This window comes from Treponema sp. (assembly GCF_017430385.1).
GTDB lineage: Bacteria > Spirochaetota > Spirochaetia > Treponematales > Treponemataceae > Treponema_D.
On the sequence record NZ_JAFRNB010000108.1, the window covers coordinates 1 to 13,853 of the forward strand.

A 13,853-nucleotide genomic window follows, 5' to 3' on the forward strand; every position below is an offset into this window, starting at 1 on the left:
CCCGCGTAGTGGTACAAATCGCAATTGATATGATTAAACACGCCACCTATGCCAGGCAAGTTTGCATTATTCCGTCGTGATTTGTCGTTGATTAAAACTATTTGCTGAGAAAAATTATTTACAAATATAATCCAATTTACATGCTTATACATGTAAGTTTTTTTTATGCAATTACTCATCATTTTTTCTATTAAAGATTTGTGTTGTGAAAGATTCCAATACATAAACTTGAAAATCCCAAGAATGGCACAAAAGGAATTTTTTTGGTTTTAGCAGCCTTGTTTTTTACCAATATGAAAACAATCCCCAGGGCAGTTGCAGCAAACAAAGCAGGAATCCACAGCCAATCTCCCAGAAGCCATCCTACTGAAAATCCAAATTCTACATCCCCGAATCCAAGATTGTGTTTGCTAATGAAATAAGTCAGAAGCAAAATCGAAAAGCAACTTACCGCACCGATTCCATTCTGGCATAAGTTATTTCTGAACAAGAAAAAATCGAAAATAACAAGTGAAAAAATTTGTGCAAGCAAAACAACAACTGGCACTTTCAAGAATTTTATGTCATAAATGCTTAGAACTACGGCGAAAATCAAAAAAATGGATAGTCTAAGGATTTGCATGTTTTCTACCTCGCAATGCTGTCAAGTTCATCTTTGATGAAGTTCTCGACTTCTTCCATTTCCTTTCTGCTGTAGCCTGCTCCACGGAGTGAAGAGAAAGTATCTGTAATCAGTTTATAATTTGTGTGCTTAAGTTTGTTCTGAAGGAAAAGAGAATACACGGAGTAAAATTTCGCCTCATTATTGTATGGCTGCAAGGCATACACTTTGTCAAAGACAGCTTTTGCTTTTGCGTATTCTTTTTTAGACATGAGTGCAATTCCTTCGCTCATGTCCTTTGAGATTATGGCAGTTTGCTCAGCTTGTGCAGTTTTCTTTTCTTGTGCTATGGTGTTTGTTTTTTTCAGAAGGATATTCTGCTCTTTAAAACTATCCATCAGGTACGACTGTAGGGAAATGATTGAATCTGTAAATTTCCCATCCAGTTCTTCTTGCAATCTTTTTTGAGATTCTTCCTGCTCAACAGCGTATTTATCCTGTCGTTGCAGCAGGATAAATATTCCTGCACTATTAGCCGCTGTAAGAATAACCAGAAGTATCAGTGCGATGACACAGATTTTTTTACTCATTTTTGCCTCCATTATTTTCTATATGTTTTAATATGATTTTATTGAGAAGTACGGAATCCTTCCGTGTTCCATCGAGTTTTAACGCCCTCTTACTGTATGAAAGTGCTTTTGAATAATTGTGTAAATCAAGTGCGTTCTCAGCTTCGGTAAGAAGGTCATCAACCGTTAGCATACGAAAATAAAGCCCGGTCATGCCTCTGAACTCAAATTCTTTCGAGGATGTTTCGTAGCCGTCTTTTTCAAGGGTAAGCGTGTAATTACAGTTTTCTTTCAAAGCCATGTAGAAACGACCGTTCATGTCTGAGCTTCCCAAATAGTCTTTTGTGTTTTTTCCGTTTTCCTGCGCATATACCCTTACATTTCCCAATCCTGTGTTGCTTCCGTCATAAATCAGGACGAACATTGCTTTTTCATTCATGCCGTTCTGACTTGAAGAAGCACAGGAGATAATGGAGAAAACAGAGAAGAGAGCCGTAATAAACCATAAAAACTTTTTCATTGCTTGACCTCGTAAGTTTCCGAATTTATCGTGACATACAGCTTTCCATCAGAAGTATATGGAACTTTGATTATTTCATCGTTCCTGTTGTTCTTGATATATGCTGTTGTCATGCCATTAACCTTTACCTGACCGATATAAGTCAGAAAATTAGCTGTTTTTGTTTCCGCTTTCGTTTCTGTAGGAACTGTTTTTTCAGATGCCGATATACGCGGACTGGGTGATTTTTTTCGAGCCTCTGTTGCGAAAGTTCCTGCTATCTCTTTTGGAGAGAATTCGGGCGGCTGTGACGGTTCGTTTTTGTTTTCGCCTGTCGGTGGAAGTTTTATGCGGAATGAAGCCGTTGCCTCGTGTTCCTGCTGTTGTAGTCTGAGGTTTGCAAAAACAATGTTTTTTTCTTTTGCCTGATACAAAAAGTTAATGAATGATTGCACACTTCCCCTGACAGTGTACTCGCTTTGTGTCTCTTCGTTTGAATACATGTTTTGTATAGATGAGGCTTCAAGGCTGCACTTTCTGAGGAGTTTCCTCAAGTCGTCCGTGTACTGCGAGTGAGATATGGTTGTATTCTGCCTGATTGCGGCTTCTTCATTTTTTTCAAGGTAGAATTTTATTTTTTCTTCCGTAGATAAGGCTGGCGAAGGTTCTTCATTAGGAAGAACGGCCGTACCTGTCAGAATAAACAAGTCCTTTCCATTCTCCCAGAATATGTGCTGCAGGCCTGCATTAGTTACATTTCCGTCTTGTTCAAAGGAAGCTAAGATTGCTGTTCCGTCCTTTGATTCTGCTTCAATAACAAAGTCATTTCCTGTAATGGAAAGGTTTTTTATTTTCGCATTTTCGTGGATGTTTCTGTAGATTATGCTCGTAATCTCATAGGGACTCGCGGTACTGTCTTTGTGAAGGTCTGCATGGTTTTTTACAAGACCTTCGAGGAATTTTTCTTTTTCAGCTTTTGCCTGTAATTGTTTTTTCTTTTGTTCGGCAACCTCTTTTTGTATTCTCGCATTCTCAGCATGAATGGAAGAAAGTTTGTGAAAATACAAAGCAGACATAATCGTACAAATAAGAAGACTAATACCAACTATGCTTCTGAGCAGTTTCTTTTGAAAAAATATGCTGTTCTCAGGGCTGAGAACGACAGGGGCGGCAAGTTTTTGAGAATCTTCTTCTGAAATCAGTGATGATTTTTTCAGACTTCCGTTTGAAAAATCCATGCGTTCAGAAAACTTCTTTGTTTTAAATACGATTGTTCCCGAAAAATTTTTTTTGACTGACTCAGCCGCAAGGAATGTCGTGAATAAAGGTTTCTCAAAATAGTCGGGATAAACTACACAGATATACTCATCTTTCGTTCTTTTGTTCTTCCGCAGGGCAATTCTTTTTCCCTCAAGTCCGGATGGATGAAGTGCGCGCAGTTTTTCAGAGGCTTCCCTTTGCTTCCTTGAAGTCGTTCCTGCTGCAAGAGAAATGATATAAACGGAGCATTTAGTCCTGTCTGCAAGTCTTTTATCGTTCATCCTGCACAAGCTCCTTTATCACTATGTATTTTTCGATTTTATCCTGCTCATCCTTTTTGGGAACGGCGGCCAAAATCTGCTCACATTTCTTTTTATCTAAGGTCAGAGTTACTTTCCAGAATGTTGTTTTTGCACCGATTATTGCAAAAACCTTGTGATTTTGTGGAACTTCAAGAAGTTCCGCTATTTCTGTATTCGTAAGAGGTGCTTCATTTACCTTGTAGTAAAGTTCGTTGCTTTTTCTCTCGCTGTCTGAAATACCGCTTGATTCAAGCACAATCCGAAGTGTTTCCAAGTCGGTATAATGTATGTTTAGGAGAGGAAGGGCGTTTACGAGTGGGAAAAGAGACAACTTTCCTTTATAGGAATCTGTTATTGATTTTACGGTTTTTGCATTCGGTTCGGCAAGGCTTATCCAGCCGTATTCTTTAGCTGAAAACAACGGATTTTCAAAAAGAGTCTTTGTCTTAGGATTGTTAAGAATCCATTCGGGAAAAGTCGCAGTATTTATGCCGCTTGAAATATCTTCCATTGAAGGAGAAAATCTTGCATAATTTGACATCAAGTTTGTGATAGGTTCGGAATTAGGAAAGTCCGAACCTTCAAATTTTAGGTTTTGGAAATCATTCTCAAAAGCTTTGGAGACTTTTACAAGTTCATTTTCCGTCTGGATTGACTTTGCTGCCGATTTAGAATATCTATATGAGGAATATGAGAAAGAACAGAGAAAAAGAGATGTAAGTATCAGTATTATGCACAAGGCTCTGTTCATCTGCTGAATTCTCCATTTGAGTTTAGAACTTCCGTTTCAGACACAATGGCTTTTGTTGTCCGTGTATTTCCATGAATAGAGTATGTTGCCTGTATGCCTCTCCTGTAAGCTTTTTTGTCATAGATAATTCGCACATCGTCTATTTTCAGGTCAGAAGGTCGGAATACATGATTTTTGAAGATTTCACCAGATGAAATCTTTTCACATGCCACTTGCAGGACTGGCAGATTGTTGTACATATACGATGTATCAATGGATTCAACATAATTTTTCAGGGCAGCCTCAGTCTGTAAAATCTGCACTCTTTCTGCCAGAGAAAGGTTTTCTTCGCCTGTTCGCTTCAGCAAAACCACCGCGAAAGTCAGGAAACTTGAGAAAACAAGGAGAGACAGGGATACCGTCACAAGCGTTTCGAGCGTAGTGAATGCGTTTGTCATAATGAATCCAGCCTTATTTCCGTTGTTTCTGCCTGTGTGGAAATTGCCGTTTGTATCACAGACTGGGTTTTTGCCTTCAAACGCATTGCATCGACAAGCATTGTTGAGGAACTGCCGAGAAGAATCATTATCAGTATTGTGTCTATAATGGCTTTCAGCATCAGTTTTCCCAAGATGTGATGTCTGCATTTTTTCCGTCTCCGCTTTCCTGTCCGTCCGCACCATAACTTATGATTGAATATGGATGACCTTCTTTGCCGGGATTCTCATAGACATATTCATGCCCCCACGGGTCTTTCGGAACATTTTTTGAGATATAAGGGCCGTTCCAATAATCACTTGTAGGCTCGGTTTCGGGCTTTTTGTACAGAGCCTCAAGTCCTTGCTCAGTGGTCGGATAAGTTCCGCAATCAATGTAGTATGCTTCCAAAGCAACCGAAAAGGAGTCTATTTGTGTCCTTGCACCTGTAGACTTCGCCTTTTCAAGGCTTCTGATTGCCGTAAAACCGACGGTACTTGTGAGAATCAAAACGATTGCCAGCACGATCAGCGTTTCGAGCATCGTGAATGCCTCGTCATAACGCTTGATAAATTTTTGTCCTTTTTTCATTTTATAAATCCCCCATAATGTTGAAAATTGGCAGTACAAAGTTGCATATAAGGATTGCGACTATTCCGCCTGTAAGTAAAATGCAAACAGGCTCAATCAGTGTCATTCCTGTGTTACGCTCCGTTTCTGATTTTTTTTCATAAAAAGAGTGTATGCTGTTGAAAACTTCCGTTACCCTTCCTGTTTTCTCTCCTATATTAAGCCATTGAATCATGTAGGATGGAAAATTCCCAGCAGTCTCAAAACTTTCTGAAACAGGAGTTCCTTCACAGACAAGTCGGGCGGCTGTTTCAGCACTTTTCCGGAAATGTGAATTTATTATCACTTTGTTCGCAAGCTGCATCGATTTGTAAAGCGGAACTCCGCTTTCGGTCAGGAGTTCCATTGCAAATGAGTAATTTTCACATTCCCTGTTTTTTATGCTTTCATTTAAAAATGGAATTTTTAATATAACCGCATCAATAAAAGATTTTGAGGCTGAATTTTTCTTATGAAGTACAATCGGAATAAATATCAGTGCAAGCATGAGTATTATTCCCCTGATGAACCTGAAGGTCAGCATGTTCAGGTCAGGGAGCCGTATTTTTTCATCAAAATTCATTATGCTGAATATGTCCGACATTCTCGGAAAAACATAAAAAAGGATAACGGAGCAGAGTATAAGGGCTGCAGAAAGTACAGTAAGCGGATAAATCAGAGATACCCTGAGTTTTGACTGTCTTTCGTTCAGTTTGAACAGATAAGAGGCCAGTTTTTCAAATACAAGCGGAAGTCTTGCCGATTCCTCTCCGATTTTTACTATTGCCGTGTATATTGGAGGAATGCCTTTTCGTATACTTTGCAAGGCCGTATTCAGTTTTTCGCCCTTGTTAAGCACGGAAATCAGTTCCATGCAAAGAATGCGGACTTCTTTTGTCCTGGAAGTTTCCTTGCAAAGTGAAACAGCATCCTGCACTTGCAGTGAAGAGTTGAGCAATGCAGACATCGAGACAGTAAAGGAAAGAAGATTTTTCCTGGAAATGCTTTTTATTCTCATAATGCCCCCGCCCTCTTTGCTTCGGTCAAATCCGTTATGCCCTCGCTGATAAGACTCATGGCGTTGTCATGAATTGTTTCCATTCCATTAGAGAGGGCATGTTTTCTGAGCATATCCGCATCACAGTTTTTTGCTATCAGTTTTTGCATTTCATCATCAACAAGGCAGATTTCACTTACTACGGTTCTACCTTTATAACCTTTGACTGAATTTCCTTTTCGTACAAGCCGTTGTGCGGTTACTCCGCGAAGAACACCGGCTATAAGATACGGCTCAATGCCCATGTCAATTAATCGTGAGACCGTACTTATTGAATCGTTGGTGTGCAAAGTCGCAAAAATAAGATGTCCTGTAAGGGCTGCCCTTATTGCAAGCCTTGCGGTTTCCGTGTCTCGAATTTCACCTACCATTATGACATCGGGATCTTGGCGAAGAACCCTTCTGAGCAAAGTGCTGAATGAAAGCCCGATTGCATCGTTTGTCTGTATCTGCGTTATACCGTCTATCACGGATTCAACCGGGTCTTCGATTGTTATTATTTTATTGGATTCCCTGTCCATTTCCATGAGCATTGCATGTAATGTCGTTGATTTTCCGCTTCCTGTGGGGCCGGTTACAAGAATGAGGCCATACGGGATTTGCGTAAATGAACGAAGCTGTTTCAGTGCAGTTTCTGAAAATCCGAGTTTATCGAGCGGGATGTTTTCGTTTTCAGTATTGAAAATACGAAGTACGATTGATTCGCCGTGCACGCTCGGAACGGTAGAAACACGGAAATCCATTTTTTTGTTTTCCAATGTGACACTTAATCGTGCATCTTGTGGCTGCCGGCTTTCCATTATGTTCATGCCACTCATTATTTTTATTCGGCTGATAATGCTTGCTTCCGCTTCTTTTCCCAAAGACTTTACGGTACGGAGAACGCCGTCTATTCTGAACCTTACACGAAGGTCTTTTACACCGCTTTCAAGATGTATGTCTGAGGCATTTTTTCGGAGTGCTTCAAGAAAAAGGGCGTTTATGATGTTGACGGCCGGAGCATCGGATTCTATTGTGTTTAGGTTGAAACCGTCATCTTTTCTTTCTACAATATTTTTGAATTTAGAGTTGTTCTGCTCTATGCAGTTTCCTATGAATTCTACGAATTCTGATTCTGCATGTTCCTCAAAAATTATTTGTTTCGGATAGTGAAAATTCCTTAGAGTTTCACGAGAGTTTTCATCAGCTCTTTCGGACAATGCTATTTTAACGCAGTTATCGTCCTCTGAGATTTTTACGGCTGAATTTGCACGGATGAATTCGTCGTTATATTGTCCAGAGACATCTTTATATGCTGAAAATACGGAAAGTTCAACGCTCATAAAGAATCCCCATATTTTTCGGTATATCGGGCGATGTTTTCGTCTTCCGTCAATTTTCTATTATCAGATTTTTGAACAAACGGAACAAGGTAGATAATCATTTCTGTCTGGGCTGTAGAACTACTTATGGTCTGAAAGAGCTTTCCGATAAGCGGTATGCTGCCCAAAATTGGAGTCTTTTTTATCGTCTCATCAACTTCCTCTTGCAAAAGTCCGCTTATGACGACCGCATTCCCGCTTTGTGTGCGGACATTTGTAGTTACTGATTTTTCTGTCGTTGACGGAGGGTTTGTTGTCGAGCTGTCACCAGAACTGTCAACGCTCCCCTGTTTTGAGACTTCTGCCGTCACATCCACCGTCACCATGTCATCGCCCGAAACCCAGCCTTTGATTTTGATGACCAGACCGCTTGTTATTTCCTTTGTGCTGCTTGTGTAAAGTCCGCTTTTGGCATCTACGGCCACATCCCTGTAACGGTAAGTGTTCGTATTTTTAAAAGTTATGCTTTCGCCGCTTATTCCGTTAAGCGTTGTATCTGCCATGATTTTTGACTTGCTGTTTCCTATCTGTGCAGAGAGGGATTCGGCAAATTGAATTCCAAATTCGGTAACGATGTCAAAACTTATGTTCAACAGGCTCGCAGCTTTTGCCGTAAGTGCACGACCTGTCGCCACTTCATCGGTATTCACTTCTGCCCCTGCTATTTTGCTTTCCCAGCTGAAACTGTCAGAAAGTTGCCTTTGAATTACAAGGAGCTGGTATTTTATCTGTCTTGACGGCTTATCAATAAAAGAAAGCTCTCTTTTAAAATCCTCAAAAGCCTTTTCTGTACCTGTGAAGAAAATCAGGCTCTCATCATTCGTTGTGGCTATGCTTTCTTTTTTTATAGACGGCGGTAAATTTTTTATGAGTGTTTCGCCTTTTATGTATTTCAGATGAATGGGATATGCAATATCCTTTTTTTCCAATATTTTAAGATAGTTCTTTATATCGGCGGATTTTTCATCTGTTACTTGAGTTATGAAAATATGACTGTCTGGAACAATGACAGGTGGAGTAAAGAAAAAGCCTTCTGGAAAAAGGGCAACGGCTGACTGAGTATCAAGTCCATTAACAGAAAATTCCTCATATCTTCTTCCATCAGTCGGAACATCTATTTCGTTTATGAAAGAAACAATTCTTTTTATTTCGTCTGTACTTCCTGTTATAATCAGGCTGTTAGCTGCTTTATTGACTTTTATAAATCCATTTGCATTGTAATCAGTCGGGAAAAGCGACATCATTTCTGCCGCAGAGATATTCTTTAATGTTACAGAAAAAGTTGCCTTATAGTTTTTAAGTATGTCTTTCTTCTGAACATCATATATATAGTAGATTCCGTCCGAAATCATGAAGTCGCTTGAAGACTGTTCGTTTATAAGATGTAGCAGAGTGTCAAAATCTTTGTCCGAGTAATACAGATTTTCAAGAATCTGAGTGCTCTTGTTCATAAGGCTGTATTCCTTACCGGCTTTCTTGAAGAGTTCCTGTATTACATTTGAAAAAGCTGCTTTTTTTAATGTGAGGTTATAAAGCTCCCCCTTTTTTTCAAGGCGGAAATTATTCATTCCTGCTGTGTTTACTGTATTTCCGTTAGACTTTCTTGCAATGTAATAACCGCCCTCCTCTTCAATAAGTTCATAGCTTGATTCTTTTACAAGGACAAGTTTTATTATTCTTTCGAGGTCTGCGTTTTGTGCACGGACTGTAATCAATGAAGATGCCGGGAAATCCGTCACTATTGTTTTCTTTGATTTTCTGGACAGTGTTTTAAAGAATGTCTGTGCACTTACATCTTCCGCATCGACATCGGCGGTCTGGCTTGCTTCATTCCATTTGATAGAAATCCTGCTTACTGAATAGATACTACCGTTTTTCTCAATGAAAATATTACAGTGTGCGGCAAATTTAGTAAGAGCTTCGTCAAAATTAGTGTCTGCGAAATGAAAAGTAGCGTTTCCTGTTATACTGTCATCTATTATTACTTGTTTATCGAATACATCGGCAAGTACAAAAATAATGTCAGAAATTTTTTGATTCTTGAAATCCGAAACAAAAGTCGGATGCAGGGCTTCTTGCGAAGTTATTGAAAAGCCAAGCAAAAACATAAATAGAAGTGGTAAATTTTTTTTAATTCTGTGCATGATTCTATTTTCTGTGATAAAAGAACAATATAGAATAATTTCTGTTATTTTTCTAGTGTGCGATTTTTATTAGAAAATTCAACATACCCCGTAGTTATTCTGAAAGCATTTCTTGCTTCACTTCTCCCCTTTATTTTTTTAGAGGATTGTGTTAAAATATATGGAATTAGAAAAAGTAGCATTGGGGTGGAGACTTTATTTTTGAGGAGTTTCGATGAGAAGGGCTTCGTTATTTTTGCTCTTCAGTGCTATTTTTTTTTCTCTTTTTTTAGGCTCGTGCAAGCATGATGAGCCTGAGTCCAATGTTTCTTTTACCGTAATTCCACCCGCAGAATCTTCACCACACGGCTACCAGAACAACGATTTGTCCAAATGCAAGCTTGAATTCACCAGAAGCAACGGAACCGCTTTTTTTCATGCAGTAGGTTTGAATTCTCCGGTCAGTTTTAACAGTCTTAGCAGGGACAATTATTTCGCAAGGGCTTACGGTTACGACAAATTCGGCACGCCAATCGCGCTTTCGAAGCCTTTAAATTTTTATGTTGATGAAGATTCTACACTTTCGCAGACGATGCAGCTCGAATGGTACGAAAGCGGAAAAACTGAAGACCAGTTCTGCATAATTGTTTTTGACACTGACGGCGGAAGTCTTGTTTCAGAACAAAAGATTAAGTCCGGCGAAAAAGTCACGCTCCCGGCTGAACCGACAAAAGAAGAATGCAGCTTTGACGGCTGGTTCTGGGATTCAGCAAAGCAATTTGCCTTCAATTTTGACGAATCGGTAACATGGAGCCTCACGCTTCACGCAAAATGGATTGACCACAGCGAAAAATCTTACATTTACATCTCTCAGACTGGAAACGATTTGACTGGCGACGGCACGGAAGCAAATCCTTACGCGACAATAAGCAAGGCTACCGCAAAGATTCAGGAACTCAACAACTCCGCAACAAATTATTACCTCATAGTTTCTGGAACGATAATCGAAAATGCTGTAATTCCTGCTGACATACCTGTAAAAACGATTACGATTTCCGGCAAGAGCGAAACAGGCACGGATATTCTTGATGGTGGCGGAGTAAGCAATGTTCTTGTCGTAAAGACAACTGCAAAAGTAACGCTCAAGAACATCACTTTGAAAAACGGACTCGCAACAACGACTGGCGGTGGCGGCCTCTGTCTTGCAGGCAATGCGAATGTCATCCTTGAAAGCGGAACCGTAATCACAGGAAACAGGGCTGAACTTAAGGACGCTTCAAATCCGAAAAACGGCGGCGGTGTCTTCGTTTCAGCAGGTGCAACGCTCACAATGAACGACGGCGTATCTATCACGAACAACACGACTTACGGTGCTGGCGGCGGCGTCAACCTCGACAAAGACGGCGCAACTTTCATCATGAACGGCGGAACGATTTCTGAAAATATTGCGGGTGTTGTCAATTCAGACGGAAGCGTTTCAGGATTCATCGCTTCTGGAGAAACAGAAGTAAAAGGCGGAAACGGCGGCGGAATCCGTGCCGGGGAAAATACGACAATCAAAATCAACGGCGGCTCAATCATCGGCAACAAGGCATACAAGAACGGCGGAGGAATATTCTCGAAGGGAAGCCTCACGATTTACGGTGGCACAATCAAAGGCAACACAAGGGTCGTCGCGGCGGACAACATTGGAATTGCTTCAGAAGGAGAATTCCATGTCGGAAAGGATGCCCGTATCGATCCGACAAATACTGTCATGCTTGGAGCTTCGGCTACAATCACGATTGACAGCGCGCTTTCAGCAAGTTCAGTTGCAGTTATCAAGCCTAAATCTCCAGCAGAAGGAAATGTTGTTCTTTCCGGCGATGCAGATTTGATTGCGGCAAACTATGAAAAATTCTCCCTTGTTTCTCAATATTCGACGGCAGGCTGGGAAATTCAGTCAGATGGAACTATCTCTCTCATCCAGAAAAATATCATTTATGTAAGTGAAACTGGAAATAATTCAAACAGCGGTCTAAATGCCGCTAATGCATTGAAAACAATCACGGCTGCATTCGCAAAGATTAATGATGCTAACAACGACTGGAGCATTAAAATCAGCGGAACAATTGACTGTTCTGATTCACCAACATTACGTGACTCAGACGGAGTTTCTGCAAAATCAGTCACGATTGAAGGAACGAACTCGACAAGCACTGATGTCCTCATGGGCAACGGCTCACAGACAACGATTGCATTCGACACGGCAATTCCTGTCACGATAAAGAATCTGTGCATAACAAGGGGTGGAACGGGCGGCATTTCAATCCTCGGTTCCGGTGACTTCAAGATTAAAGGCTCAGCAATCACAGCCTGCGAACAAAGCGGAATCAATATTTCTACATACTCAAGCGGCAATGTCGAAATCGAAGGCTCTGTAATCGGCGGCGAAGGAGCTGACATCAACACCGGCGTTAAGGGCGGCGGTATCTTCAAGGACGGAACAGGCTCGCTCACAATCACGGACACAACGATTAAAAACAACAAATCGACTACGACAGGAACTGATGACGGTGGCGGCGGAATTTATGTCGCAGGAGGAACGGCAAAAATCCTCGACGGAACTATAATTTCTGGCAATTATGCAGAAAATTATGGCGGCGGTATCTATCTTGCACAAAACGCATCTCTCATCGTTGGCTACGCAGAAATTTCCAGCAACGAAGCAAAAAAATCCGGCGGTGGCATTTTTGATGACGGAATTCTCTCAATAAGCAGCTGCCAAATCACCAGCAACAAGGTTACTTATGCGGGCGGCGGCATTTGTGTTCACACTAACGCAAGCAGTTTCGCAATAACGAACGGAATTATCTCTGCAAACATGGCAACCAATGGTGGCGGAATCAGTTGTTCAAACACGACAACAGCTGCAATAACAATCTCAAGCACTATAGTCAGCGGAAATATTGCAAGCAATACAGGCGGTGGAATTGCGGTCGGTGGCGGTTCAGTCACTGTATTGGGCGCATCAAAGATTAATGGATACAATGCGGCAAAACTCGGCGGTGGAGTTTATATCAACACAGGGGCTTCGTTCACGCTTAATGGCGGAGAAATCTCCGAGAACAAGGCTGTCAATCTCGGCGGTGCTGTATACAATCAAGGAACATTCTCAATTCAGGGTGCTTCGGTTATTCCGGCAGATCTTACTTCCGATGCAAAAAATGATGTTTATCTCGTTACAGGAAGCACAATCACAGTGCCATCAACTCTATCTGGAACGGCTCCGATTGCCACAATCACGCCAGAATCTTACACAGTTGGAACGCCAGTGCTTGGTGGAACGAAAGTCGGCTCTGAATACACGAAATTCGACATCACTCCAAAAACCGGGGAAACATGGGGCATTGCAAGTGACGGAAAACTCGTACAAAGCGTTTCTTCGGGAATTACAATCTCAGTTCCTACATACACGAATGCTGACCTTGAGCTTACCGCAGCAGAAAGCGGTACGAACTATGTTTTCACTGCAAAGGGCGGATATGCTTCGTATCTTTGGACTGTAAACGGTTTGGTCTACACGACTATAGCAAATACGGTCACGATTCCAAAGGCTGGGCTTCCGCTTACGAATGTTCTGATGCTCGTTGCGACTGACTCGGCGGGCAATGTTCATGAAGCAAAAGCAACATTCACGGTAACAGATTAAGGAGCGAATTATGAAAAAGTTATTTTATTTGATTCTTTCAATTTCTCTGATTTTGACTTTTGCGGGCTGTAAGCAAATTGCGGCTGCGGAGGAAGAAAACCAAATTTTCATTCCTGCTTCGGCACCTTCGGTTTTTTGCACATTTAATCTCGCCGTTTCAAATGATTCGCCTGCCCGCGTGGTTTATCCTTCTGCTTATGACATTTCAACTCTTTTCTACAAATTTTCATATCTCGACCCAAACGCAAACAATACGAATTATCCTGCTGATGGAACTGGGGCAACTTATACCCAAATTTCGACGAAAACTTTTACGCTTGCGACAGGAGATTATGTTTTTGCTTTGGACGCATATTCTGATTCTGCCTGCACAAAAAAAATCCTTGAATGTACGCAAAATGTAACGATTGAATCAACAACTTCCTCAATTTCGCTCAAATTAAAATCAACTGATGCCGGCAGTGATTCTTCAGCAACTGGTTCTGTCAGCATAAAAGTTAATCTTCCATCTTCTTCAACTGTCTCAAAAGTTGCGGTAAAAGTCGTGAATTTGACTGACACTTCAAGTTCAGTC

Annotated in this window: 12 protein-coding genes; 2 read left to right on the forward strand and 10 right to left on the reverse strand. The window is 41.0% G+C overall.

The annotated features are described in order from the left end of the window. Positions 1-190 precede the first annotated feature (190 nt). From IJJ71_RS07695 to IJJ71_RS07740, 10 genes are read right to left on the reverse strand one after another with little or no spacing between them, the layout of a single operon-like run. Positions 191-622, reverse strand: a complete 432-nt coding sequence (locus IJJ71_RS07695) for a prepilin peptidase (protein ID WP_296846247.1) — start codon at positions 620-622, stop codon at positions 191-193. 5 nt (positions 623-627) lie between these two features. After that, positions 628-1,191, reverse strand: coding sequence for a hypothetical protein (locus IJJ71_RS07700; protein ID WP_296846248.1), 564 nt, complete (start codon positions 1,189-1,191; stop codon positions 628-630). Continuing rightward, on the reverse strand, positions 1,184-1,690 hold the full coding sequence (locus IJJ71_RS07705; protein WP_296846249.1) for a peptidase associated/transthyretin-like domain-containing protein: 507 nt from the start codon (positions 1,688-1,690) through the stop codon (positions 1,184-1,186). The genes IJJ71_RS07700 and IJJ71_RS07705 overlap by 8 nt, the downstream gene beginning before the upstream one ends. Next, the gene (locus IJJ71_RS07710; protein WP_296846250.1) at positions 1,687-3,210 is read right to left on the reverse strand and encodes a hypothetical protein; all 1,524 of its coding nucleotides are present in this window, start codon (positions 3,208-3,210) and stop codon (positions 1,687-1,689) included. Before IJJ71_RS07710 ends, IJJ71_RS07705 begins: the two co-directional genes overlap by 4 nt. Continuing rightward, positions 3,200-3,982, reverse strand: a complete 783-nt coding sequence (locus IJJ71_RS07715) for a hypothetical protein (protein WP_296846251.1) — start codon at positions 3,980-3,982, stop codon at positions 3,200-3,202. The genes IJJ71_RS07710 and IJJ71_RS07715 overlap by 11 nt, the downstream gene beginning before the upstream one ends. Next, complete coding sequence (locus IJJ71_RS07720; protein WP_296846252.1) at positions 3,979-4,608, reverse strand: hypothetical protein; 630 nt, start codon at positions 4,606-4,608, stop codon at positions 3,979-3,981. Before IJJ71_RS07720 ends, IJJ71_RS07715 begins: the two co-directional genes overlap by 4 nt. After that, a complete protein-coding gene (gspG, locus tag IJJ71_RS07725; RefSeq protein WP_296846253.1) occupies positions 4,580-5,029 on the reverse strand; it encodes a type II secretion system major pseudopilin GspG in 450 nt (149 codons plus the stop codon). Before gspG ends, IJJ71_RS07720 begins: the two co-directional genes overlap by 29 nt. Before the next feature lies 1 nt (position 5,030). Next, positions 5,031-6,065 carry a type II secretion system F family protein gene (locus IJJ71_RS07730; protein ID WP_296846254.1) on the reverse strand — a complete coding sequence of 345 codons (1,035 nt, stop codon included), beginning with the start codon at positions 6,063-6,065 and terminating at the stop codon, positions 5,031-5,033. Beyond that, the gene (locus IJJ71_RS07735; protein ID WP_296846255.1) at positions 6,062-7,426 is read right to left on the reverse strand and encodes a GspE/PulE family protein; all 1,365 of its coding nucleotides are present in this window, start codon (positions 7,424-7,426) and stop codon (positions 6,062-6,064) included. Before IJJ71_RS07735 ends, IJJ71_RS07730 begins: the two co-directional genes overlap by 4 nt. After that, positions 7,423-9,609 carry a secretin N-terminal domain-containing protein gene (locus tag IJJ71_RS07740; protein ID WP_296846256.1) on the reverse strand — a complete coding sequence of 729 codons (2,187 nt, stop codon included), beginning with the start codon at positions 9,607-9,609 and terminating at the stop codon, positions 7,423-7,425. Before IJJ71_RS07740 ends, IJJ71_RS07735 begins: the two co-directional genes overlap by 4 nt. A 235-nt stretch (positions 9,610-9,844) precedes the next feature. Between IJJ71_RS07740 and IJJ71_RS07745 the strand changes: the two genes are divergently transcribed. Together IJJ71_RS07745 and IJJ71_RS07750 are read left to right on the forward strand one after the other, a co-directional pair. Further along, positions 9,845-13,279, forward strand: coding sequence for a right-handed parallel beta-helix repeat-containing protein (locus IJJ71_RS07745; RefSeq protein ID WP_296846257.1), 3,435 nt, complete (start codon positions 9,845-9,847; stop codon positions 13,277-13,279). Positions 13,280-13,289: 10 nt separating this feature from the next. Continuing rightward, positions 13,290-13,853, forward strand: a 564-nt coding sequence (locus tag IJJ71_RS07750) for a hypothetical protein (protein WP_296846258.1), incomplete at its 3' end; no start/stop codon positions are given.

Bases quoted from the DNA above. Each gene is read 5' to 3' on its own strand.
- IJJ71_RS07695 (WP_296846247.1), bottom strand. From the start codon at position 622: ATGCAAATCCTTAGACTATCCATTTTTTTGATTTTCGCCGTAGTTCTA.
- IJJ71_RS07700 (WP_296846248.1), bottom strand. From the start codon at position 1,191: ATGAGTAAAAAAATCTGTGTCATCGCACTGATACTTCTGGTTATTCTT.
- IJJ71_RS07705 (WP_296846249.1), bottom strand. From the start codon at position 1,690: ATGAAAAAGTTTTTATGGTTTATTACGGCTCTCTTCTCTGTTTTCTCC.
- IJJ71_RS07710 (WP_296846250.1), bottom strand. From the start codon at position 3,210: ATGAACGATAAAAGACTTGCAGACAGGACTAAATGCTCCGTTTATATC.
- IJJ71_RS07715 (WP_296846251.1), bottom strand. From the start codon at position 3,982: ATGAACAGAGCCTTGTGCATAATACTGATACTTACATCTCTTTTTCTC.
- IJJ71_RS07720 (WP_296846252.1), bottom strand. From the start codon at position 4,608: ATGCAGACATCACATCTTGGGAAAACTGATGCTGAAAGCCATTATAGA.
- gspG (WP_296846253.1), bottom strand. From the start codon at position 5,029: ATGAAAAAAGGACAAAAATTTATCAAGCGTTATGACGAGGCATTCACG.
- IJJ71_RS07730 (WP_296846254.1), bottom strand. From the start codon at position 6,065: ATGAGAATAAAAAGCATTTCCAGGAAAAATCTTCTTTCCTTTACTGTC.
- IJJ71_RS07735 (WP_296846255.1), bottom strand. From the start codon at position 7,426: ATGAGCGTTGAACTTTCCGTATTTTCAGCATATAAAGATGTCTCTGGA.
- IJJ71_RS07740 (WP_296846256.1), bottom strand. From the start codon at position 9,609: ATGCACAGAATTAAAAAAAATTTACCACTTCTATTTATGTTTTTGCTT.